We start from the raw sequence: 20,575 nt of genomic DNA, 5'->3' as shown, positions 1-20,575 counted from the left end.
ATTTATGTACACAACAATTGTTCAAGTTGTTAAGGCTTAGGAGGGAAAATAATGAGTGAGTCCTTGACTGAATCCGGGGCTAAGTACGGGTTCTATTTTGACCAGAGCCTATGCAACGGCTGTAAGGCCTGCCAGATCGCATGCAAAGACAAGCATGATTTACCGCTAGGGGTGAATTGGCGCCGCGTTGTTGAATACACCGGTGGTAGCTGGCAGCGTTCGGGCAACACGTTCGAGCCCAACGTGTTCTCCTACTACACCTCAATCGCATGCAACCACTGCGAGGATCCGATCTGCATGCGCGTATGCCCCACCACGGCGATGTCCCGCCGCGATGATGGCACCGTGTACGTGGATGATGCCAAGTGCGTTGGATGCCGCTATTGCCAGTGGGCATGCCCTTACGGCGCCCCCCAGCTCAACACGGAGACCGGGCACATGACCAAGTGCGATCTGTGCTACGACTACCGTGAGACCGGCCAGAACCCGGCCTGTGTGGATGCCTGCCCGTCTCGTGCCCTCGATTTCGGACCCATCGATGAGCTTCGCGACGAATATGGAACGGAGAACGGCGTTGCTCCGCTTCCCGATCCCTCGATCACTCAGCCTCACCTCGTGATCAAGCCTCACCGCGATGCTCAGGCATGGGATGCAGGCACCGGTCACATCGCGAATCCCAAGGAGATCTGATGAATGCCGAAGAACTACCTATGATTCTGTTCACGGTCATCGGTCAGATGTCCGTGGGCTCGATCTGGATGCTTGGTCTTATCCACATCTATGGCTACTTCAAGAAGCTCAAGCCGGAAACCATTGATCGGGTCACTAACGCCGCCATGTACGCGGCCGGCCCATTGCTCGTACTCGGCTTCTTTGCTGCTTTCTTCCATCTGGGCGATCCCTTCCACGCGCTCAACACCCTCCGGCACGTTGGCTCCTCATGGATGAGCCGCGAGATTGCCTCCGGTGTTCTCTTCGGCGTTGTTGGCTTCGCGTTCGCCGCATGCCAGTGGATGGGCTGGTTCTCGCGGACAGTCCGTGAGGTACTCGCCGCGCTGACCGCTCTTGCGGGGCTCCTCTTGGTCATCACCATGGCGGGAACGTACTACAGCGTTGAGACCATCCCCGCATGGCACAACGCCTCCGTGTGGGTTTTCTTCTTCGCCTCGGCGATCCTCACCGGATCCCTCGCTGTTGGCCTTGCACTCATGGTTACATGGAATATGCAGGCCAAGCGCGATGCCGGAGCGGAGTCCACCTGGGCAAAGCGGCTTCGCCTCATCTCGGATGAGCCCCTCACCGATGAACTGACCGGCTTCACCACAAAGTCTCTGCAGGGCATCTCGCTTTCGGCAGCGATCGCTGGTGTTGTCATTCTCGTGACATACCCGATCTACCTGGGATGGCTCGCAACTGGAGAGCAAGCAGCTCAGGACGTTGCAAACGAAATGCAGGGACCGGTTCTTACCTGGCGCCTCATCCTCCTGGCGGCAGTGGTAATCCTGACCGGCGTGTTTGCGTTCATGCGGGCTCGCACTGCGGACAAGCCCAACCGTGCACTGGCTTGGATCATCGGCATTGCCTTCGTACTGGCTGTTGCCTCCGAGCTTCTGGGCCGTGGCCTTCATTACGAGGGACTGTGGCACGTAGGCTTGAACACCACGCAGTACCTGCTAGGACAATAAGACTCACTCACTCTGGGGCGGGCCGGTCAAGCACCGGCCCGCCTTCTCTTTCATAGCCGCACTGCTCAGAAATTCGAGTACCATTGCGGCGACGGAACTCTAGATCCGAATTGAGGAACCGTGCTTACATTTGACCAGCTCGATGCGTTCGCTGCAGCGTTCTCCACGCTAGGGCGCCTGCAAATTACCCCGGCAACACCGGAAACAATCGAGCAGGTTGTTGACCTGCTCGACGAATGGCCCGAACCTGCGACCGGAAAATACACCGCCGCAGGTATTGAAGCTTGGCGCACCAGCGTGGCACGCGGCGAAAGCGCCTCGGATATCCACCGCGATCACGATCTTCTCTACGGCATTAGCGCAGGCGCCAAAGTCGCACCCTTCGAATCCGTGCACCGCAGTGAAGAGGGCTTGGTCTTTGATGAGGAGACCCTGGAAGTCCGCGAACAATACCGCCGTCTCGGGCTCCAGGCCCCGCGCCTGAACCGTGAACCGGACGATCACATCGGCCTAGAGCTCGATTTTCTGGCTCAGGCCTGCGTCAGCGCACTCACCGCCCTAGAGCAGGATGCCGCTCTGACCGCAGAGCGCTACGTCCGGATCGCCACCGAATTCACCCGGGATCATCTTCTCGTTTGGGCACCGGATATGCTGCGCAAGGCCGAAGAGGCCACCACCACAGACTGGATGCGCGGGCTCGAATTCATGACTCTGGGTGCCATCGAGGCATGGACCGCTGCCATCGAGGAGGACGCACAGTGAGCGAGTTCGATCCCACCGCCACCCCGGCGCCCGATGACATCGTCAATCGTGGAGTCCGCCTGGGAACCGTTGCCTCCGTCATCTCCGGCTTCTACGCCGCAGCGCCAACACTCGGGATGCTAGACAACATCTTTAATCCGGACCTTCTGGCCGTCTGGCCCCTGCGCGATGAGGTATCCCAAGAGGGCGTAGCGCTACTACTTTCCGGGCATGATCATCAAGGTCCCCTGCGGAGCGAGTGGCTCAATCTTTACGGCTATCAGCCGAGCGTTCTGCCCACTGAATCTGCCCGCGGCAATTCCTCCGCCGCAGCGGCGAACGCAGCCCTCTACCAGCGCGATCAATTCTCAGCCCCGCAAGTGGCGGACGCGCCGGCCGATCACATCGGCCCCGAACTGGCCTATGCCGGGCACGTGGCAACCTCGATCGCCATGCAGTACCGGGCAGGAGTTGATGTAAGCGCCGAAGCCAAGGGCCTCCTCACATTTGTTCGGGAGCATGTTGGGCCGTTGGGAAACGTCGTCGTCGCCCAAACTAAAGAAAACGCCGAAACACTCACGTATCAGGCCATTGCACTACTCACTCAAGGCTATCTGGCCGAACTCGAGAGTTTCGCTGAATACAATGGCTGATTCGCTTTCGGGTGTGCTTCGCTGGCTGGGGGCCCATGATCCCTACCGGCGAATCATCGTTGCATGCCCGCACTCCCCCGCGCCCGAACCGGGTCACAGGGAACTCGGAATCATCCTCGATTCCTGCCTAGCACACGCCACCTTCGGCCTGCCGGCCCAGCTCCTCGCCTGCGGCGCCACCCGGGTAGAGTACGTGCCGTGCACCGAAGCCGATCAACGCGTCCGCCTGTGGCAAGAGCTAACTCCGGGCCTCGTTGGCGAGGTACAGCCCGGCAAACGTTCCATGCGCCACGGCGAAACCATCAACATGGAGGCAGTTCCGCTTCCGCGCCGGGCCTTGTTTGGCACGGCTACGCATAGCGCGATTAATCCCGACGACGACGACCAAACCCGCACCATCTCCGCTCTCCGTTCCCTGTATGAGCGTGGGCTCATCCCAAGGATTCCGGATATTCCACAGGGTGCGAACGGCATTCGCCTATCAGTCAAGGGCTGCACCGCCTGCGGGGTATGCGTGAGCAGCTGCCCAAACGACGCGCTTACGCTCACTCGTACGCAGATGCCCGACGGCACCACGGTCCACCAGCTCTCACAAGCGGCAGATTTATGCCGCGCCTGCGGAGCCTGCGTGAGGTTCTGCCCAGTTCAGGCCATCACTACCGGCGGCCAGATGGACCTCCAAGACGTACTGGAAGAACGGGTCTATCCCCTCGCCAGCGTGTCCACGCGGGTGTGTGCCCACTGCGGCTCGGTGTTCCCAGCTGGCCGAGGCGAGCTGTGCCCCGTGTGCTCCTTCCGCGACGAGAACCCGTTCGGCTCCCGCATCCCTCCCGAGCTGGCCAAGCAACTCCCGCCCGACATCGCCGAAAAGCTCATGCGCCCCGCGAGTGATCAGTAAATCCCGGGCGGTACCAGTCCCCTGAGCGGCCGCCGGCCTTATGAATGATCTTGCAGTCCGTGATTTCGGCCGAGCGATCCACGCCCTTGACCATATCCACAATCGCGAGCGCCGCGATGGATACGGCCGTGAGGGCCTCCATCTCCACACCGGTGCGATCTGCGGTGCGCACCGTGGCACTGAGAGCCACGTGATCGTCCTCTAGCTGGACGTCCACAGATGCTCCGTGCACGCCGATCGTGTGGGCAAGTGGCAGAAGCTCCGGTACCTTCTTGGCACCAGCAATGCCCGCGATCCGCGCAACGGCTAGGACATCACCCTTGGGGACCGCTCCGTCGCGCAGTGCCTCCAGCACTTCGGGCGAACACCGTACCTTGCCGATAGCTGTCGCCTCGCGCACGGTGGGAACCTTCGCGGTCACGTCCACCATGTAGGCTTCGCCGTTACCTTGTAGGTGGGTGAACTTCATGCCCTTCTCACTCATAGACTCATTCCTTCATCACCATTCATACGGATCTCTACAACACCAGTACGTGAACCAGATCGCCGGGGCGAACCTGTGCCACATCGGCTGGTACTCTTGCCAGCCCGGTTGCCAGCGGCAGCGCAGCTATAAGATGCGATTTAGAGCCGCCAGACGTTGCGGGAGCGACTGCGCCGTCGCGATCGAAAATACACGGCAAAAACTGGGTGCGTCCGGGCTTTCGGGACCACCCTGTACCCACTCGGGCTGTGCGGAACAGGGACTCGTAGCTGCCCGCAGGTTCGCCGAAGATCGCCCCGAGTAGCGGGCGGCCAAACAGTTGCCACGAAACGAACACGGACACGGGGTTGCCGGGCAGGCAGATGATGGGCACCGCGCGCCCGGAAGAATCGCGAAGGAGGCCGAAGCCCTGCGGTTTGCCGGGCTGCATTGCAACCTTCGTGAACTCGACGCCGAGGGTACGGAGCGCGGCCTTCACAACGTCGAACGCGCCGGCGCTTACGCCACCGGAAGTGACGATCATGTCCGCGTTATCCACGATCTCGGCGATGCCGGCTAGGAACGTTTCCACCGTGTCGCTGTGACAGGTGAATGGGACGGGGGTGGCGCCGGATTCGGCTGCGAGGTGGCGCAGCAGCACCGAGTTGGAATCGGGGATCTGGCCAGCTGCTAATGGTTCCCCCGGGGCACGGAGTTCGTCTCCGGTTGCGATGATGCCCACGCTCGGGCGGGCGTGGACCGGGGCCTCCGCGTATCCGATGGCTGCCAGGGCAGCTAGATGCGCGGGCGTCAGGAGCGTGCCAGCGGCAAAGGCGGGAGCACCAACGGCGATGTCCTCTCCAGCAGGACGCACGTGGGTTCCAGCAGCGAGGGTGGCCGTTGGCGTGACGCTTTCCGGGGCGGCGGGGAGCATGTTGTTCGCGGCGTCCTCCGTGAGTTCCACCTGGAGAATGGCGTCCGCACCATCTGGGAGTGGAGCGCCGGTCATGATCCGCTGGGCGGAACCTGGAGTGAGTGGCAGTTCCGAATGTGAACCGGCCGCGATATCCGCTTCAATCTGGAGCGGGACGCCGGGGGCCACGTCAGCCGCGCGCACCGCGAATCCGTCCATCGCCGAATTCGTGAACGGTGGGATCGCGAAACGGGCGGCAACGTCCTCGCTGAGGATCAAGCCCCGGGCGTCCGCAAGCGGGATCTGGGTGGCTGGTGTTGGGACGGCAAGGCCCACAACATCCGCGTAATGCCGGCAAACTTCCTTCAACATGTCAGTTCTCCTTCAAACCCACGGCCAAGCCAGCACATGTGGATGCGCACAAAGAGACTAGGGATACAAGCGGAAGCAAAGTCATGGAATGAACCTTACCCGTTAGAATGGCACGCATGCAGACCATCCGAATTGCGCTCATTACGGTGTCAGATCGCGTATCCGCGGGCGCTCGCGAGGATCTTTCTGGCCCACTCGCGGCTTCTCTCCTCGCGGAGTTTGGCGCCGTTAGCGGGCCAATCGTCGTGCCCGACGGAGTGGAATCCGTCAGTGAGATGATCACCAACGCCATCTATTCAGGCGCCGAGGTGGTGTTTACCACTGGAGGAACCGGCATCACCAGCCGTGACCTCACGCCCGAAGCCACCGAGCCGCTCATCAAACAACGGCTGTGGGGCATCGAGCATCTCATGCGGGATAATCCGAGAGTGCCCACCGCTGCCATCTCACGTGGGGTTGCCGGCGTCGCCGAGTTCGGAGGTAATCGAGCCTTCGTAATGAATGCGCCCGGCTCGCAAGGCGGAGTCAAGGACGCAATCGCGGCCGTTGGGCCGTTGCTTGCGCATATCGTTGAACAGATGGCGGACGGAGACCACGAATGACTAGCCACGACGAGGCCACTTGGGCCATCCAACACCGCGGCGTCAACGATGGCTCGGACGCGGCCGTGGTACTCGCAGGCGTTTCCACTGAGCCAATATCAATGGAACGCCTCGAAGAGCTAGTGGCTGACGATTCCGCCGGGGCGATCGTTACCTTCAATGGCCGCGTCCGTAACCACGATGACGGCAATGGTGTTGTCTCGATAGATTACGAGGCGCATCCGGACGCCAATCAGGTGGTCCAGCGCATTGCAGCAGATGTTGCCAAGGGCAGCGGGGCCTGCAAAATTGCGATTCAACACCGCGCTGGTCACCTAGAGCTGGGCGATGTCGCACTTGGTGCCGCAGTCTCCGCTTCCCATCGCGCCGAGGCATTCAGCCTGCTAGAAGACGCGGTGGAACAGGTTAAGCTCCAGCTTCCCGTGTGGAAGCGTCAGGAGTTTGACGATGGTTCACACGAGTGGACGGGTTCCGCCTAACTATCCCCCAGCGAAGGGCGGAAGGACTTCGAGCCGAATACCGCTGGGTAGTTCAGCGTCATCACCAACCCGCACGCCGTCGCTGAGGAGGGCACTCACGCCCAAAGTCCGCGCGAAGTCTGGCCCGTGGAGCGCCGCGAGCTGGTCTCGCAAGCCCGCCGCAGTCGTGCCAGCCGCGACCTCAACGTTTTCTTCTGCGGTGCCTGCCGCTTCAGCCACACCGGCGAAGTAGCGCAGTTGCACTGTCGTGTTCATACCATCCTCCTTATCCCCAGAGAGTTGACGCAAACCCGGGTTATCCTCCAATAGCACTCATGGGCCGCGTGGGATTGAGGAAGGCCGGATTATCGCTACCGTGGCCCGCCTGCTTGCCCCACATGGCGTCCCGCCAAAGATCAGCGATCTCTTCGTCGCTCGCGCCGCCGCGCAGCGCCCCACGCAAGTCAGTTTCCGTGTTGGCGAAAAGACAGTCACGGATCTGACCATCGGCCGTAAGCCTAGTCCGATCGCAGTTCCCGCAGAACGGCCGCGTCACGGACCCGATAATCCCCACGGTACCGGCCTCATGCCCCACACCGTCAACTTCGCCCGCAGCAACGTCCCACAGCTCGGCCGGAGCCGGCCCGCGTTCGGCGGCCGGACGCGCCGTCAGATCGAAAGCCTCTCCAAGCATCCCCAAAATGTCGTCAGCAGTAATGATCTCGTTGCGCTTCCACTGCCCGCGCGGCCCCAACGGCATGTACTCGATGAAGCGAAGCGAATATCCGGATACCAGCGATTCGAGTAGCAGGTCCGGCGCATCCTTATCATTGATGCCGTGCATCAGGACGGCGTTTACCTTAACGGGGGTCAGCCCGGCATCGGCAGCAGCCCGTGCCCCGGCGCGGGCATCCTCGAATCGATCGCGTCGCGTCATGGCCGCATAGGTTTCACGACTCGCCGTGTCCATGGACAAATTGACTCGGTCTAGTCCTGCCGCTTTGAGTTTCCCCGCGCGATGCTTGAGGCCCAGTCCATTAGTGGTGAGCGAAATATCGGGCTTCTGCCCGGACCACGTTCGCAGCGCCGCAGTCCGCTCCACAATCCCTTCGAGGCCCTTGCGCAGCAGCGGCTCGCCGCCAGTAAACCGGACTTCTTCAATTCCCAGATTCTGCACGCCGATGTGAATGAGGCGATTAATTTCGTCGTCGTTCAATAAAATCTGGTGGGGCAACGGATCAATACCCTCGGCCGGCATACAGTACTGGCACCGAAGATTACACTTATCGGTCAAAGACACGCGCAAATCCGTGGCAACGCGCCCAAACTTGTCAACAAGGCGCGGCTCTCCGGCGGGCCGATCGAAGTTCGTCCGCTCGCGCCGCGTGAAAGCCACGGGAACTACAGTGCTCGTCATATCTCCTTCAACCGAGAACTAAATTACACGCCCTAATCCGTGTATTTCTCCCGCAGCGATTGTACCTATTTACAACCCCACTGAGAAAGCCTATGAACCGTTTCCCAACCCCACCCCCTTCACCGCAACTTATCCTGTTCTTTACCCGGCGGCGCTAACATGGCCGCATGGCTCAGGCTCACTTGCCCTCGGAGGGACCGAAGATTATTGCGCACCGCGGTTTGTGCCGGCGCGCACCGGAAAACACCCTGGCCGCGTTTGAATTGGCTTACCGCACGGGCGTTCAATGGCTCGAAACGGACGTTGACCTGCTCAAGGATGGCACACCGATCCTGCTCCACGACGCCACGCTGGACCGCACCACCAACACCTCCGGCCCAGTATCCGCCCGCACTTCACAGGATCTTCCTGCCATCGACGCAGGATCCTGGTTCAGCCCTGCCTTCGCCGGCGAGCCGCTCCCCACGCTCGCCTCCCTCATCGATTTCCTCAATCGCACGGGTATGAACTGCAATGTGGAGCTGAAATCGGGCAAAGAATCCGATGCTGTCCCTGAAGCGATGATCGCCGCCACTCTTCCCCAGCTTGCACGCCTAAACCCCGGCATCGAGATCATTGTCTCCTCCTTCAACCCGGACCTCCTCGCCCAGTTTCACGAGGCGGCCCCGGAATACACGATCGCCGCCCTGTTCAAACCCCGCCATCTGGCGAAAGACTGGATCGGTGTGGCCCACGGTTGCGGCGCCACCTACATCCACCCCAAGGACCATCTCCGCCTCCCTTCGCTCCTCCCTATCGCCCGCCGCGAAGGGTTCCGTGTGGGCGTCTGGACGGTGAACAAGAAGGCCCGCGCCCGTGAACTGCTCGGACTGGGCGTCGAAAGTATCATCACGAACAAAGCGGACAAATTCTTGCCTTTGGCCGTTGAATAGGTGAAACAACGGGGTTCTCGCGATACGATGGCGGAAACTCGGCGTCGGCAATAATGGAGAGGCAGCCCCATGACGGTATGGCTTGATAACGCCGAAATCTCGATCATTATCGGCGCCGCCGTCTTTTTACTGCTCTTCATCCCTGGCCTGATCTGGCAGTACGTGCGATACGGGCAGTTCACGGCGCGCCGCATGATCGGCTGGCTGGCCGTGTGCGTGTACGGATCGGCACTGGTGGTCTACACGTTCGTGCCACTTCCCTCTGATGGCGCCGCTTGGTGCGCCGAACACGCGGCCCGCGCGAACACGAATCCGTTCCAGTTCGTCGATGACATCCGGCGTAAAACCGCGGGCATGAGTCTCACCCAGTCCGCCCGCAGCCCAGTTGTTCTGCAGGTTGTTTTTAATGTGGTGTTGTTTGTCCCGTTCGGTGCGATCCTCCGCAGGTACTTTGGGCGCGGAGTGGTTTTTACGACTGCTGCGGGCCTCCTCACCTCCCTCGCCATCGAATCTTTGCAATATACGGGCCTTTTGGGGATCTACCCGTGCGCGATTCGTGTAGCCGATGTGGATGACGTGATCACCAATACGCTGGGCGCGCTCATCGGCGCACTCTTGGCGCCAGCTTTCCTATGGTGGATGCCGAGTGCCAAGCGCGCCAGCGAGAAACGGCTGCAACCGCGCAAGGTCACGGTGTGGCGGCGCTGGACGGGCATGGCAATCGATGCCGCGCTCTTCTTCATACTCAGCGCGGCCGTTTCAGTGGCCTATAACGTCTACGAACTGCTGACCCGGGGCGCGGTGTCTCAGGAGCAACCGCAATGGGTGCTGATAGTGTCCGTGGTTTTGCCCGTATTGTCGGTGTTTGTGGTGCCGGCCGCGGGTGGGCGCGGGGCGTCAGCCGGGCAGAAGATCGTCTGGCTCACTCCGAAATGGGTCGACGGCAACACTCTCACGGATTCCAACCCGGTGATGCGCATCGCACGCTCGCTGATCGTTGTGGGGCCCTGGGTGGCAACCGATTTTCTGAGCGATGGGAGCACCGCCAAGGGTGTCATTGGGCTGGTTTCTGCGGTGATTCTGTTCCTTACCGTGGTGATGGTGCCGTTCACGGCCAACCGGCGGTCCTTCTCCGGGTTCATCACCCGGGCCGTGTTCGTGGATTCGCGTGATCCCGTTGCCGGCGGTCCCGAGAATAAGGCACCTGAGCCGCTTACCGGGGCCAAAAAGCGGGAGCTAGGAGTCTAAGGGGCTCGCGCTGTTCATGAGCACATCCGCTTTACCCTGAGCACGCCTGTTTTACCTAGTGCCGCAAGACCTCTCCTCGTGAGCACGCCCATTTGACCGCGAGCACAGCCGTTCTACCGGTACTGGTCAAGGTGTAACGGGCGTGCTCACTCTAGTGCCTACGCCGGGCGTCCATAATATCGGCTGTCGGCGGTTTCCAGAGTCTCCCTGACGGAGGAGAGGCAGGGATTCCCAACTTCCGCATCTCTCGCGTTAGCCGGTCACTCAAAACGTTCGGTGATTTCAGCTCCGCGATGTTCACTCGGATCGGTCTCCATCCGGCCGCTAGCAGATCGTTCTGCCGAGTCAAGAACTCTATTTCGTTACCCCCGATCTTACCTTTACCATCGAATTCAAAGAGCACCTTCCTATGAGGCAACGCAATATCCGGGTAGTAATTATTAGGTCCGACAGGGATATGGAACTGAGCAACAAGATGTGCCCTGTCTTCGGGGCTCGATGTTAAGAGGCAATGGAGCAGCCATAAAAGGAATGCTTCTCCTGGATTCTCAATACCTGCATCGCCAGCCAGTACTACCTCCCTAACCAAGCGCACACCCCTATATCCCGCCATTGAATCGAGGCAATCAAGCATGGATCGCTTAAGCTCTGCTTCCTCGGCGCGCCCACGCGCCGACTCCCGCCTATCAAAACGAGTATGTGCGTGTAGGGCGGAACTCACTGCGGTGATTCCAATCAATGGGTGTTCAGCTCTCGCGCAGTCAATTGCCGCTGCCCATGCTGGCAGAACACCAACGGATTGCGCGGTAAGAACCTCATTCGTTATCGGGATACTCTGCAACTCAATTTCCTGAACCGCAGAAACACTGGCTCCTCTAATGTTGAGCGGTGCCACCGTTTTCGGATGATGGGACCTCCGTGAGTCAGCGCGACGGAACACTATGTCCGGCGTATTCATCCACGTAAAGGACCCTTGTAGTTTGAGCGCGATTTCGGAAGTGAAAACCAACGATGTCGAGTCACGGCAGGATGCCTGAACCGCGAAGGCCCGAAGGATAGACGCAAGGTCCCGGACCTCCCATGCTTCTTTTGCGAACGAAAATAGCCCCTCCGGAGCATAAACGCCACGACGTATCCGAATCAGGCTATGTCGCTCGGGGTGTTCTCGCGAAGGCTTATCAATTTCGACCGACGTGAGGAGATCATGAATCGATGCTGTCATCACACAAGTAGGGCATGCTCACTCGGCCTACACAAGCATCCATAAACCACCTGTGGATAAACTTCGCACGAAGGACAGCTGGGGAAACCACGAGCACTATTGGTCTGCAACAACCTCAGCCTTGAAGCCTGCAGAATTCTCCAGCCACCCAGCGTAATGATCGGGCCCACCAGCATGCGGATACCGCTCCTGGTACAACGGCCGCCAACCGTTTTCCTGAGCCAGCTCCATAGTTTCGTCAACCTCGGCCGCCGTTCCACCATGAAAAGCTATGTGATTCATGCCGGGACGCCGTCGATCATGCGCGGATGCCGAAAGGTTCGGCGAGACTGTGAAAGTCAGGTAGGCATCGCCGACGGCCCACGACTGACCTTCCGGCCACTCGCTCTCGAGTGAGAAACCAAGGCGTCCCAGAAGCCATCCCCACTCACTCTTGGCTACCTCAAGATCGGCAACCCACAGTTCGATGTGATGAAAACCTGCCATACAGGGACCTTATCGGCACAGATCGACTCTTTGTAGAGCCAAGGCGTGTCACTCTTCGATACGAATGAGGTAACCACCCAACGGCCCGACCAATGAGCCGCGAATGCATGAACTCGTTTCGTTGTACCGCGCAGGTGACCCGCTACGCCTCAAGAATTAACCCCCGGCACCGCTTTTCGTTGCTATACCGGGGGAAAGTAATGGCGGTAGCGGTGGGATTTGAACCCACGGTGGCTGTGACACCACACAGCATTTCGAGTGCTGCACCTTCGGCCGCTCGGACACGCTACCTCGGCTAATGAGATTACCTCACAGCCGCACACCTGCGCCAATCAGGCGAGGTGACGTCTCACTCAGTATGCAACAGTGAACCGTGCACGGTGATGAGCCGGCCTGAGGATTTCGTCCACGAAAGCCAGCGCATAATCGGCGCCGGAGATGAATGATTCGCCGTCGTCGTCGGTCAAAAGTACTTCCCCACCAACCCGGTAGTTTCCGGTTGCCTCGCCGGGAGCGTACGCGCCGAAGGTTCCGGCTGGAGAGAGGTAGAACCAATCGAGTCCCTCGTCGCTCCCCCGGAGATCGTCAAGCACAGCAGCGAGCTGCGCCGCCTCAGACCTAAACGCCTCAGGGAAATCTGGGCCGGACGCGACGGTTGGCCCACCCTCGGAGACCTGAAGCGACCCTGCGCCGCCCACGACCCCGAAACGTCCCCCGGCGGCCTCCGCCAACCGAGCCACTTTGGCGTAGACCTCGCGAAGCTTTCCGTCCAGCGCCCCGCGTGGGGAAAGGGCTCCCACAACAACATCCGCGTCCGCCACGGCCTCCGCGAGCACTGCCGGATTTAGAAGGTCACCGGTGCGATAGGCAACGCCGCCGATCTGCTAATCTGGCAGTGTCCGTGACCACGAGGTCACAGCCAGTCCATGTTTCGCCGCCTCAGCTGCAATATGTCCACCTGCGTACCCAGTTCCACCCAAAACCACTCATGTGTCATGGTGCGTGAACGATAAGCCCGCGCCAGCTATTCCCTCCCAAAGAACTCGCGTAACTGCGCCGCACACTCTGACTCGCGCACGCCGCCCACCACCTCAACCTGATGGTTCATCCGTGAATCCCGCAGCACATCACGCACGGACCCGGCGGCCCCCGCCTTCGGATCCCACGCCCCAAACACAACGCGCTGCACCCGGGCCCCAATGATTGCCCCGGCACACATGGTGCACGGCTCGAGTGTCACGTACAGATCGCATCCCTCAAGCCGCCACGTCCCCAACTCCTTAGCTGCCGCACGTAACGCCATGATCTCCGCGTGCCCGGCGGGATCGCAATCGGCCTCCCGCGTGTTCCATCCGATCCCAACAACGTCTCCGCTAGGCCCCACAACCAGCGCGCCCACCGGGACGTCACCACCATCGAGTGCGCGGCCGGCCAGCGCCATCGCCTCCCCGAGCCAGAAATTTTCCTTCTCCCGCATGTGGCCAGTGTATTATTTAAGCCATGCGCATTGAGATCATTGATCATCCGTTGGTAGCTCACAAACTCACGCTTCTACGTGACGAAAACACTCCATCAGCGGTGTTCCGGCAACTCGTTGATGAGCTAGTCACCCTGCTAGCGTACGAGGCCACGCACGATGCCCGAGTTCAAGAAATCACAATCCAGACGCCATTGACTGAAACCACGGGTGTGAAGCTAGCCGAGCCCCGCCCGATCGTGGTCCCAATCCTTCGCGCTGGCCTCGGGATGCTTGAGGGTATGTCCAAGTTGCTCCCCTCGGCGGAGATCGGCTTCCTTGGCCTGAAGCGCGACGAGGAAACGCTCCAAGCAATCACGTACGCGAACCGGCTCCCGGACGATCTTTCGGGCCGCCAGTGCTATGTGCTGGATCCGATGCTGGCCACCGGCGCCACCCTCATCGATTCAGTCAATTACCTCCTCGAACGCGGCGCTCGCGACGTCACCTGCGTCTGCCTGCTCGGCGCACCCGAGGGCCTCCGCAACCTAGAGAAGGCCATCGGAAACCGCGCGAACGTCACTATCTTCATGGCCGCGCTTGACGATCACCTCAACGAAAAAGGTTATATCGTGCCCGGCTTGGGCGATGCGGGCGATCGTCTGTACGGCGTGGTTGACTGATCCATGTTTGGCCCGGCTCCTGACTACCTCGGTTCGTCATGGCAGGCCAGAACGCTGTTTTTGAAGGACGACGACGGCGGAGCCACCCGCCCCGACGTTGCCGTTTTGGTGCACGAGGCTGACGCTAAGGAGCGTGTGAGCCGATCCGGCACGGTGGCACTTTATCTGCCCGGCTTTCAGGATTCCTTCTTCCATACGGAGCAGGCCGCAGCCTGGGCGGAATATGACATCCCGCTAATTGGCCTAGAATTTCGGCGCTCGGGACGAGCATTGCGCTCCGAGGCTTCTCGAGATGATATTCGCGATCTACGCGTCCGCAACGAAGAGATTTCTTGCGCGATTGATTACACCAAACAGAATCTTGGAGCCACCCACGTCATCCTCATCGGGCATTCGACGGGCGGCCTGCAGGCTGCCTTGTGGGCCAGCGAGAATCCGGGCGTTGTCAGCTCGGTGATCCTCAATTCCCCGTGGCTAGACCACAACGGGCCTGAGTACGAGAAAACTACCCTGACCGAGGCCAACGATCATCTAGGCAAGGTGTCCCCACGCCTCGTCATCTCCCGTCTCAATCCCGCCTATGCCCGTAACCTCCACAATGCGTGGCATTTCAACACGGCACATAAGCGGGTGGATAACCTCAAGGTGCGTGCGGGCTTTTGGCGAACAGTCAGGCGAGCCCAGGCGGATGTGGCCGCAGCCAGAGTTCGTATCTACGAGCCGCTGCTTGTGGCTCACTCGGACCGCTCGGGCAACTACGAGGAGCCCTCGCCGGAGGACCTCTTAACCTCAGACTGCGTCCTCAACGTGGAGGATATGAAGCGCCTAGCCCCGCTGCTCTCCCCTAAAGCCCAGCTATTGGAGATCTCGGGTGGACGCCATGATTTGGCGCTGTCAGAGAGGCCGGCTCGAGACTTTTATACGAGGGATACTATCGAGTGGGCGATTCGTCGCCGTCGTTAATATCTAAACTCGTACCCTCGATAATGGTTTCTTCGTCCGCCACAATTTTCTTCACCTGATCCAAGTCAATGGAGCTTCGCAAGGAAGTCCCCTTGATGAAAGCCACCGCGATCAAGCCCGCGAGTGCAAACCCGGCCATTACAAGGAAAACCATACCTAGCTCGGTGCCGTAGGAGGCGCGTACTACCGCTTCGACGGGATCCGGGAGGGCGGCGAAGTCGAGTTCGCCCGTGCCTCCGGTGGAGGTGGGCATAGACCCAAGCTGGTCAACGATATCGTTGTTGACGTTTGCTTGGTACACCCGGCCAAGAAGTTGGATGCCGAGCGCTCCGGCGAGGGTTCGGAAGAACATGGCCGTGGAAGTTGTTACTCCCATGATGTTGAGGCCCACGAGGTTCTGGATGGCCACCATCAGCGTGTTCATCGCACCCATTCCGCCGCCAAGGATCGCCATCGCCACGCCAATGTAGACCAGACTGGTGGTAGCCGTGACGGGCCAGAACATAAGCATGCCGATCACCATGGCCGAAAGCCCGCCCATGACGTACCGCTTCCAATATCCGGTGGCCGTGGTGCGCCGGCCAATGATCGTGGAAGCCGCCATCATCGTGAGCATCAGCGGGAGGGTCATGAGACCCGAGGCCGTGGGCGTATAGCTGCGGCCATACTGGAAGTACTGGCCGAAGAATACAGCGATCGAGAACTGCGCCATGCCTTGAGCGATGAACGCGACGAGGGAAAGCACGATCGTGCGGTTGCGGAACAGGTAGAGCGGGATGAGCGGTTCGGTGGCTCGCGATTCCACGAAGATGAAGAGCGCTGTGGAGACTATGAAGATGGCGATAAGGGCGATCGAGATCGGTGAACCGATCGTGAAGTCGCGGCCCTCAGAGGAGATCCAGATGAGGAGTGAGGCCGCCGCGGCTCCAATCAGTGCGATTCCGAGGAAATCAACGTGGGCCTTGCCCTCGTGCACCGTAGGAACCTTCAGCTGGTGGCCCACCACGAACATCACGATAACAACGAAGGGAACCGGTATCCAGAAACACCATTGCCAACCAAGCGAATCTACGATGAGCCCGCCGATGAGCGGGCCACCCACCGTGGACACCGCCATTGTTGCCGCCATATAGCCGTTGTACTTGCCACGCTCTCGCGGGGAAACGATGGTGGCCATAATGACCGTGGTGAGGGTAATCATCATGCCCATGCCGATTCCCTGAAGCACACGGGAGGCAATGAGCTGGTTCGCGGTTTGCGAGGCACCCGAGAGGATGGAGGCCGTAGCAAACAGGATGAGCGACGCAATGAACAGCTTCTTCTTGTCGAAAAGGTCTGCAAGCTTACCGATCACCGAAGTAGTGATGGTATTGGCCAAGATGCCGGCCGTGACTACCCACGTGTACTGGACGGCGTTGCCGCCAATCTGCGCCACGATCACCGGCATCGCGTTGGCGATGATCGTGTTAGACATTGAGGAAACGAACTGGGCGGCTAGGAGCCCTAGGAAAACCGTCATTACTGTGTTTGATGATTTCCCGGTCTTGCCCACTTTGCCACCCTTTCGCATATTAACCAGAATTATCTACGCTCTTTCTCAGGTTGTTTCAATGAGTTGTGGTGGGACTCTCGGAGATAGACTGATACCCGGTATCGAAGAAAGGTCACAATGTCTAAGAAGAAGCGCACCGTCATCCCCTTCGTTGAGCGTCCTTTTGAGGGGCTCAACCCTGAAGCCGAACTCGTGGCTATGCGCGAGATTCTGCCGCTAGCAACCATAGAGGCTCAGCTCACTAGCGGGCACGAAGTCACCTTCGCCACGATTCTTCCCGGGATGGCCTCGGCGATCCGCCGCGAGGACGGTGTGTTGCTGGTGGCCGTGCAGACGGTGATGAGTTCGGGTGATCCCTCGCTCGATATTGCCACGCGCGTTTTGCGTGGCCTAGACCTCGAGCCCGGAACCAGCCTCGAACTCTCCGAGCAGCCAGAACCGGGGCCACGCCTTCAGGATATTGTCGAGAGCTTCGGCGAATTCGCACTGCACGAGGAACCCACCTTCTGGATGACCGCCGAAGAGGTGGATAAGCCCGAGAACCAGCGGGCTCTAGCCGATTCTCGCGAGCAGCTCATTCCCACAAAGGCCGTGGCCGGAGTGCCCGGTGCCTACTGGTGCCGCATGTCTCATGAGTTTGTGCGATACGTGCGCCCCGAGCCGCGGGACGCGATCCTGGATGCGCTGGCCCGCATGCGTGTAGCGGGCACCGCCACCTTCGATGAGTCTCGGTTCATTGGGGCATTCCGGGCTCAGGGACTGCTCATCCCCGTGTGGCAGCTTCAGGCCGGATCCGAAGCCGACGAACTCGAGAAGCCACTGGCCGTATTCGCGAAAGAATTCGACAAGGCCATTGAGTCTACGGACCCTCTTACGCCCGATGAGAAGAGGGCACGGGCAGGGATTGTGTCACGTCAGGTCACGCTGCGATGAGATACCTGTCTCACCATGAGGATATTTTGCCTAATTCTCAAATTATTCAGGGTTTCATCTGCTTTTGGTTATAGGCTGGTGCCGTGACCGAGAAAGATCAACGTGTAGCTGTCATTATCCCCGCCAAGGACGAAGAAGATCGGATTGGCGCAACAATTCGTGCCTCGCGCGCGATTCCATTCGTTGATCTGGTTGTTGTGGTAGACGATGGGTCTGAGGACGATACTCTGCACGCTGCGCGAACAGCCGGCGCAACCGTTGTTCGGCACTCCGTTAATCGGGGGAAGGCTTCCGCTATGGAGACGGGAGCATCGGTAGTTGCCATGCGTGACACTGCCGGACGGCCCTCGCGTCTCCTCCTGTTTATTGATGCGGACCTCGGAGATTCGGCTGTCGAGACGGCGCCTCTGGTTGAGCCCGTCCGCTCGGGAGAAGTTGACTGCACTATCGCCGCGCTGCCCCCGCAGAAGGGCGCCGGCGGGCACGGGTTCGTTACGGGCCTAGCCCGCAAGGCAATCGAACGCGCCACGGGCTGGAAGCCGCGCCAACCGATCTCCGGCCAGCGTTGCCTCACTCGCGCCGCCTTCGAGGCCGCGCGTCCCCTCGCCAAAGGCTGGGGAGTGGAAGTGGGAATGACTATCGATCTGCTGGTTGCCGGCTACACACTCCAAGAGGTTGAGTGCGATCTCCAGCATCGGGCCACCTCCAACGATTTCGCGGGTAACCTTCATCGCGCCAGCCAGTATCAGGGAGTGCGCAGGGCTGTGGATTCGCGGCGGTTACGCCGTGTCACCGTCCCGCACAGGCTCCGCCCCAGCGGTGCCGGCGAGGACTTCGCGCCCTTTAACGCTTTCGAGGGACATAGCCGCCCATCCCAGCCCCGCCACAGTTAACCCGATAGCGGGAATCACCACACCGGAGTCATTAATCACCATGCCAAACACAAGTGTGGCAATGATCGGGAACGCGGTGTGGCGTAATAGCGGAATGGACGGCTCCTCCTTCTCCGGTCGCGGCGTGTGGTGATACCACCACCAGATAGCCACAACCCCGGCAAGCACGAACACGGAGACGGCCATCCACCATGGCAGGCCGAAGAGGGACTGGGACAGCTTCCGCGTGATCACCTCGAACCCACCGCCATCGATGACCGTCTGAATGAAGCGCCCGAGGTGAGACCTTTCGGCGGCCGGCCTCAGATAGTCTATGACGGAGAACACGAGCGAGGTTGCCCCCGCCGCCAGCAGCGTCCCCAGAACCCACCAGGGCGTGAGCCGAACCCGGTATATAAGCAATCCCGCCAAAACAAACCCCACAACAAGCGCGGGTGGCCCGCCGAAATCCGCTCCTAGGGTCGCGGACCCATCGATCAGAATCGCGGCTACGCCCACCACCGCGAGGAACACGCCGCCCCACCGCACACGCGCCGCCACATATGACGCGGCAAGAAGCAACCCCACAGCCATGATCGCAAAGGACGCGTTGCTCAGCCCATAAAACCTCCCGCCCACCTGAGGTTGGGTACCCAGAAGGGAGGCGAGCTGAAGCGGATAGTGGCTAGTCACGGTATCCGCAAGCACGTCAATGATAAGCGTGAGCGCCGTGATAGCACCGATAATAGCAATGGGCGCTTCTACCTTGTCCCGCCGCGGCACCATGTAGGCCACCGCCATAATCAGGCCAGCAATCAACCCCATCCCCGCAAACAGCGCGATCCAAGGAACGGCAAACCGCCACCACGGGAACACATTGATCAGGAGCGATGCCACAGGCAAGGACGCTACCCACGCGGCGAACCGTCCAAGCCCACGAACGCGACCTCCCCGGCGCAAAACCCTCCAAGCCGCCAGTCCCGTCACAGCGGCAAGTAGCAGCACCCCCACGTAGAATGGCCCCACGAAGGGCCTTACATTCTCCGAACGCTCCTGATCATCGGCCAGCCGTGAGGCCACGTCCACTACGCCATCCCCGCCGCGAATCTCCGAGCCAACCACTCGCTCCAACACCGGCGCGTCCGGCTCAAGCCACGAGACGATAGTGGGAAAAACATCGGTCAGCTGAACTAGCCCGGGCTGACGCGTCGCATCCGAACTGGCGAGCCCTTCACCGTCACGCACCGCCATGAACCCAAGTTGCGGCGCAGCTTCTTGAGCGTCACCAACCGATGTCACCAGAATCTTGGCATTCGGGGGAACTTCCGTCATGAGCTCGCCGAACCGAGCATCAAGCTCCTCTATCTGCGGCACCACCTCGGGAGGTGGTGCGTCAGTCCCTTTGAAGGCCGCAAGAAACTTGTCGATCGCCCCGCGCGGGCGATATTCGTCCCCTTGGTGAGAACTCAGTTCGTCACCGGGATACCGGATCGCCCCGAGATCCACGGTGATGAGGTCGCTCCCGGCCACGTCGGCGTAGTTATCGCTATATTCTCCCGTAAATTCCCCCGCCGAATTGGTGAGCGCTAGTTTGGCGCCAGGCCCGACGGCCGCAACGTCCTGATCTTGGAGAGTATCGCCCAGCAGGCCCAGCTCGGCCCGATAACTGCTCTCCTGATTGGCCTCTTTCAGGCCAGCCCAATCACCCTCGCCAACCTTCTGGCAGCCATTGACCGGATCGATCGCCCGCTGCCCGGCCCCAACCGTGAGCCACCCCTCGGTTGGGCACGTGGTCTCCTCTACGGTGCGAACCACCATGTTCGCCCCGCTGGAGTCTTCTACGAATTTGTATAGATTTGGCGTGCTTTCTTCCGTTACGTCCCGCCACAGTAGCCCCGAAAAACCAATAACGACGACGGGGTCTTCCTCCTCCGCCGCCACACTCGGTGCGGCAACTATCGAGCACAGAGCGAGCAGTATCCCTGCGATCGCACGTAGCTTCATGAGTTAAGACTAATCTACGGTA

Annotated in this window: 22 protein-coding genes and 1 tRNA gene; 13 read left to right on the top strand and 10 right to left on the bottom strand. The window is 60.3% G+C overall.

Going from position 1 to position 20,575, the window contains the following annotated elements; all coding sequences use genetic code 11:
• Nucleotides 1-51 precede the first annotated feature (51 nt).
• The 5 genes from DD236_RS01090 (at nt 52) to DD236_RS01070 (ending at nt 3,977) form a co-directional block, all read left to right on the top strand.
• Nucleotides 52-690, top strand: a complete 639-nt coding sequence (locus DD236_RS01090) for a DMSO/selenate family reductase complex B subunit (RefSeq protein WP_109092537.1) — start codon at nt 52-54, stop codon at nt 688-690.
• Entirely contained in the window at nt 690-1,685 is a 996-nt protein-coding gene (locus DD236_RS01085) for a dimethyl sulfoxide reductase anchor subunit family protein (protein WP_109092536.1), read from the top strand. Before DD236_RS01090 ends, DD236_RS01085 begins: the two co-directional genes overlap by 1 nt.
• A gap of 120 nt (nt 1,686-1,805) precedes the next feature.
• Nucleotides 1,806-2,447 carry a TorD/DmsD family molecular chaperone gene (locus DD236_RS01080; RefSeq protein WP_109092535.1) on the top strand — a complete coding sequence of 214 codons (642 nt, stop codon included), beginning with the start codon at nt 1,806-1,808 and terminating at the stop codon, nt 2,445-2,447.
• Nucleotides 2,444-3,079: a molecular chaperone TorD family protein gene (locus DD236_RS01075; protein ID WP_165819786.1), complete on the top strand. Its 636-nt coding sequence runs from the start codon at nt 2,444-2,446 to the stop codon at nt 3,077-3,079. Before DD236_RS01080 ends, DD236_RS01075 begins: the two co-directional genes overlap by 4 nt.
• Nucleotides 3,072-3,977 carry a 4Fe-4S dicluster domain-containing protein gene (locus DD236_RS01070; protein WP_165819785.1) on the top strand — a complete coding sequence of 302 codons (906 nt, stop codon included), beginning with the start codon at nt 3,072-3,074 and terminating at the stop codon, nt 3,975-3,977. The genes DD236_RS01075 and DD236_RS01070 overlap by 8 nt, the downstream gene beginning before the upstream one ends.
• Here DD236_RS01070 and moaC read toward each other — a convergent pair.
• Together moaC and DD236_RS01060 are read right to left on the bottom strand one after the other, a co-directional pair.
• A complete protein-coding gene (gene moaC, locus DD236_RS01065; protein WP_109093242.1) occupies nt 3,952-4,446 on the bottom strand; it encodes a cyclic pyranopterin monophosphate synthase MoaC in 495 nt (164 codons plus the stop codon). The two genes, DD236_RS01070 and moaC, sit on opposite strands and share 26 nt — an antisense overlap.
• Nucleotides 4,447-4,495: 49 nt before the next feature.
• On the bottom strand, nt 4,496-5,725 hold the full coding sequence (locus DD236_RS01060) for a molybdopterin molybdotransferase MoeA (RefSeq protein WP_243409868.1): 1,230 nt from the start codon (nt 5,723-5,725) through the stop codon (nt 4,496-4,498).
• Between the two features lie 116 nt (nt 5,726-5,841).
• On the opposite strand from DD236_RS01060, the gene DD236_RS01055 reads away from it, so the two are divergent.
• Nucleotides 5,842-6,327 carry a MogA/MoaB family molybdenum cofactor biosynthesis protein gene (locus tag DD236_RS01055; protein WP_243409867.1) on the top strand — a complete coding sequence of 162 codons (486 nt, stop codon included), beginning with the start codon at nt 5,842-5,844 and terminating at the stop codon, nt 6,325-6,327.
• The gene (locus tag DD236_RS01050; protein WP_109092531.1) at nt 6,324-6,806 is read left to right on the top strand and encodes a molybdenum cofactor biosynthesis protein MoaE; all 483 of its coding nucleotides are present in this window, start codon (nt 6,324-6,326) and stop codon (nt 6,804-6,806) included. Before DD236_RS01055 ends, DD236_RS01050 begins: the two co-directional genes overlap by 4 nt.
• Here the strand turns inward: DD236_RS01050 and DD236_RS01045 are convergent, their stop codons facing one another.
• Nucleotides 6,807-7,061: a MoaD/ThiS family protein gene (locus DD236_RS01045; RefSeq protein WP_109092530.1), complete on the bottom strand. Its 255-nt coding sequence runs from the start codon at nt 7,059-7,061 to the stop codon at nt 6,807-6,809.
• Nucleotides 7,062-7,101: 40 nt separating this feature from the next.
• Entirely contained in the window at nt 7,102-8,202 is a 1,101-nt protein-coding gene (moaA, locus tag DD236_RS01040) for a GTP 3',8-cyclase MoaA (RefSeq protein ID WP_109092529.1), read from the bottom strand.
• 167 nt (nt 8,203-8,369) lie between these two features.
• Between moaA and DD236_RS01035 the strand changes: the two genes are divergently transcribed.
• Complete coding sequence (locus tag DD236_RS01035) at nt 8,370-9,134, top strand: glycerophosphodiester phosphodiesterase family protein (protein WP_109092528.1); 765 nt, start codon at nt 8,370-8,372, stop codon at nt 9,132-9,134.
• Nucleotides 9,135-9,203: 69 nt separating this feature from the next.
• Nucleotides 9,204-10,382 (top strand): VanZ family protein, encoded by a 1,179-nt coding sequence (locus DD236_RS01030; protein WP_109092527.1) that lies wholly within the window; start codon nt 9,204-9,206, stop codon nt 10,380-10,382.
• Between the two features lie 1,318 nt (nt 10,383-11,700).
• Here DD236_RS01030 and DD236_RS01020 read toward each other — a convergent pair.
• The 4 genes from DD236_RS01020 to tadA all read right to left on the bottom strand — a co-directional run bounded on the left by DD236_RS01020 (nt 11,701) and on the right by tadA (nt 13,567).
• Nucleotides 11,701-12,090, bottom strand: coding sequence for a VOC family protein (locus tag DD236_RS01020; RefSeq protein WP_109092525.1), 390 nt, complete (start codon nt 12,088-12,090; stop codon nt 11,701-11,703).
• Between the two features lie 201 nt (nt 12,091-12,291).
• Nucleotides 12,292-12,381 (bottom strand) — tRNA-Ser (locus DD236_RS01015).
• Nucleotides 12,382-12,443: 62 nt separating this feature from the next.
• Nucleotides 12,444-12,971 carry an NAD(P)-dependent oxidoreductase gene (locus DD236_RS01010; protein ID WP_273488567.1) on the bottom strand — a complete coding sequence of 176 codons (528 nt, stop codon included), beginning with the start codon at nt 12,969-12,971 and terminating at the stop codon, nt 12,444-12,446.
• A 143-nt stretch (nt 12,972-13,114) separates the two neighbouring features.
• Entirely contained in the window at nt 13,115-13,567 is a 453-nt protein-coding gene (gene tadA / locus DD236_RS01005) for a tRNA adenosine(34) deaminase TadA (protein WP_109092524.1), read from the bottom strand.
• A gap of 23 nt (nt 13,568-13,590) precedes the next feature.
• Between tadA and upp the strand changes: the two genes are divergently transcribed.
• Nucleotides 13,591-14,229 carry a uracil phosphoribosyltransferase gene (gene upp / locus DD236_RS01000; RefSeq protein ID WP_109092523.1) on the top strand — a complete coding sequence of 213 codons (639 nt, stop codon included), beginning with the start codon at nt 13,591-13,593 and terminating at the stop codon, nt 14,227-14,229.
• A 3-nt stretch (nt 14,230-14,232) separates the two neighbouring features.
• A complete protein-coding gene (locus DD236_RS00995; RefSeq protein WP_109092522.1) occupies nt 14,233-15,192 on the top strand; it encodes an alpha/beta hydrolase in 960 nt (319 codons plus the stop codon).
• Here DD236_RS00995 and DD236_RS00990 read toward each other — a convergent pair.
• Entirely contained in the window at nt 15,161-16,711 is a 1,551-nt protein-coding gene (locus DD236_RS00990) for an MFS transporter (protein WP_165819784.1), read from the bottom strand. The genes DD236_RS00995 and DD236_RS00990 overlap by 32 nt on opposite strands.
• A 150-nt stretch (nt 16,712-16,861) precedes the next feature.
• On the opposite strand from DD236_RS00990, the gene DD236_RS00985 reads away from it, so the two are divergent.
• Both DD236_RS00985 and DD236_RS00980 read left to right on the top strand, forming a co-directional pair.
• Nucleotides 16,862-17,677 (top strand): DUF5926 family protein, encoded by an 816-nt coding sequence (locus DD236_RS00985; RefSeq protein WP_109092520.1) that lies wholly within the window; start codon nt 16,862-16,864, stop codon nt 17,675-17,677.
• An 83-nt stretch (nt 17,678-17,760) separates the two neighbouring features.
• Nucleotides 17,761-18,570 carry a glycosyltransferase gene (locus tag DD236_RS00980; protein ID WP_109092519.1) on the top strand — a complete coding sequence of 270 codons (810 nt, stop codon included), beginning with the start codon at nt 17,761-17,763 and terminating at the stop codon, nt 18,568-18,570.
• On the opposite strand, the gene DD236_RS11940 is transcribed toward DD236_RS00980, so the two are convergent.
• Nucleotides 18,457-20,553, bottom strand: a complete 2,097-nt coding sequence (locus tag DD236_RS11940) for a hypothetical protein (protein ID WP_123072367.1) — start codon at nt 20,551-20,553, stop codon at nt 18,457-18,459. The genes DD236_RS00980 and DD236_RS11940 overlap by 114 nt on opposite strands.
• Nucleotides 20,554-20,575: the final 22 nt, after the last annotated feature.

This window comes from Ancrocorticia populi (assembly GCF_003123745.1).
Lineage (GTDB): Bacteria > Actinomycetota > Actinomycetes > Actinomycetales > Actinomycetaceae > Ancrocorticia > Ancrocorticia populi.
Note: the sequence above shows the minus strand (reverse complement) of the source record. Positions and strands in the feature narration are given on the sequence as shown.

Excerpts from the sequence above, each read along its gene's own strand:
- DD236_RS01090 (WP_109092537.1), top strand. The coding sequence starts at position 52 with ATGAGTGAGTCCTTGACTGAATCCGGGGCTAAGTACGGGTTCTATTTT.
- DD236_RS01035 (WP_109092528.1), top strand. The coding sequence starts at position 8,370 with ATGGCTCAGGCTCACTTGCCCTCGGAGGGACCGAAGATTATTGCGCAC.
- DD236_RS01055 (WP_243409867.1), top strand. The coding sequence starts at position 5,842 with ATGCAGACCATCCGAATTGCGCTCATTACGGTGTCAGATCGCGTATCC.
- moaA (WP_109092529.1), bottom strand. The coding sequence starts at position 8,202 with ATGACGAGCACTGTAGTTCCCGTGGCTTTCACGCGGCGCGAGCGGACG.
- DD236_RS00990 (WP_165819784.1), bottom strand. The coding sequence starts at position 16,711 with ATGACGGTTTTCCTAGGGCTCCTAGCCGCCCAGTTCGTTTCCTCAATG.
- DD236_RS01070 (WP_165819785.1), top strand. The coding sequence starts at position 3,072 with ATGGCTGATTCGCTTTCGGGTGTGCTTCGCTGGCTGGGGGCCCATGAT.
- DD236_RS00995 (WP_109092522.1), top strand. The coding sequence starts at position 14,233 with ATGTTTGGCCCGGCTCCTGACTACCTCGGTTCGTCATGGCAGGCCAGA.
- DD236_RS11940 (WP_123072367.1), bottom strand. The coding sequence starts at position 20,553 with ATGAAGCTACGTGCGATCGCAGGGATACTGCTCGCTCTGTGCTCGATA.
- DD236_RS01085 (WP_109092536.1), top strand. The coding sequence starts at position 690 with ATGAATGCCGAAGAACTACCTATGATTCTGTTCACGGTCATCGGTCAG.
- tadA (WP_109092524.1), bottom strand. The coding sequence starts at position 13,567 with ATGCGGGAGAAGGAAAATTTCTGGCTCGGGGAGGCGATGGCGCTGGCC.
- DD236_RS01050 (WP_109092531.1), top strand. The coding sequence starts at position 6,324 with ATGACTAGCCACGACGAGGCCACTTGGGCCATCCAACACCGCGGCGTC.
- DD236_RS01045 (WP_109092530.1), bottom strand. The coding sequence starts at position 7,061 with ATGAACACGACAGTGCAACTGCGCTACTTCGCCGGTGTGGCTGAAGCG.
- DD236_RS01020 (WP_109092525.1), bottom strand. The coding sequence starts at position 12,090 with ATGGCAGGTTTTCATCACATCGAACTGTGGGTTGCCGATCTTGAGGTA.
- DD236_RS00985 (WP_109092520.1), top strand. The coding sequence starts at position 16,862 with ATGTCTAAGAAGAAGCGCACCGTCATCCCCTTCGTTGAGCGTCCTTTT.
- DD236_RS01060 (WP_243409868.1), bottom strand. The coding sequence starts at position 5,725 with ATGTTGAAGGAAGTTTGCCGGCATTACGCGGATGTTGTGGGCCTTGCC.
- moaC (WP_109093242.1), bottom strand. The coding sequence starts at position 4,446 with ATGAAGTTCACCCACCTACAAGGTAACGGCGAAGCCTACATGGTGGAC.
- DD236_RS01030 (WP_109092527.1), top strand. The coding sequence starts at position 9,204 with ATGACGGTATGGCTTGATAACGCCGAAATCTCGATCATTATCGGCGCC.
- upp (WP_109092523.1), top strand. The coding sequence starts at position 13,591 with ATGCGCATTGAGATCATTGATCATCCGTTGGTAGCTCACAAACTCACG.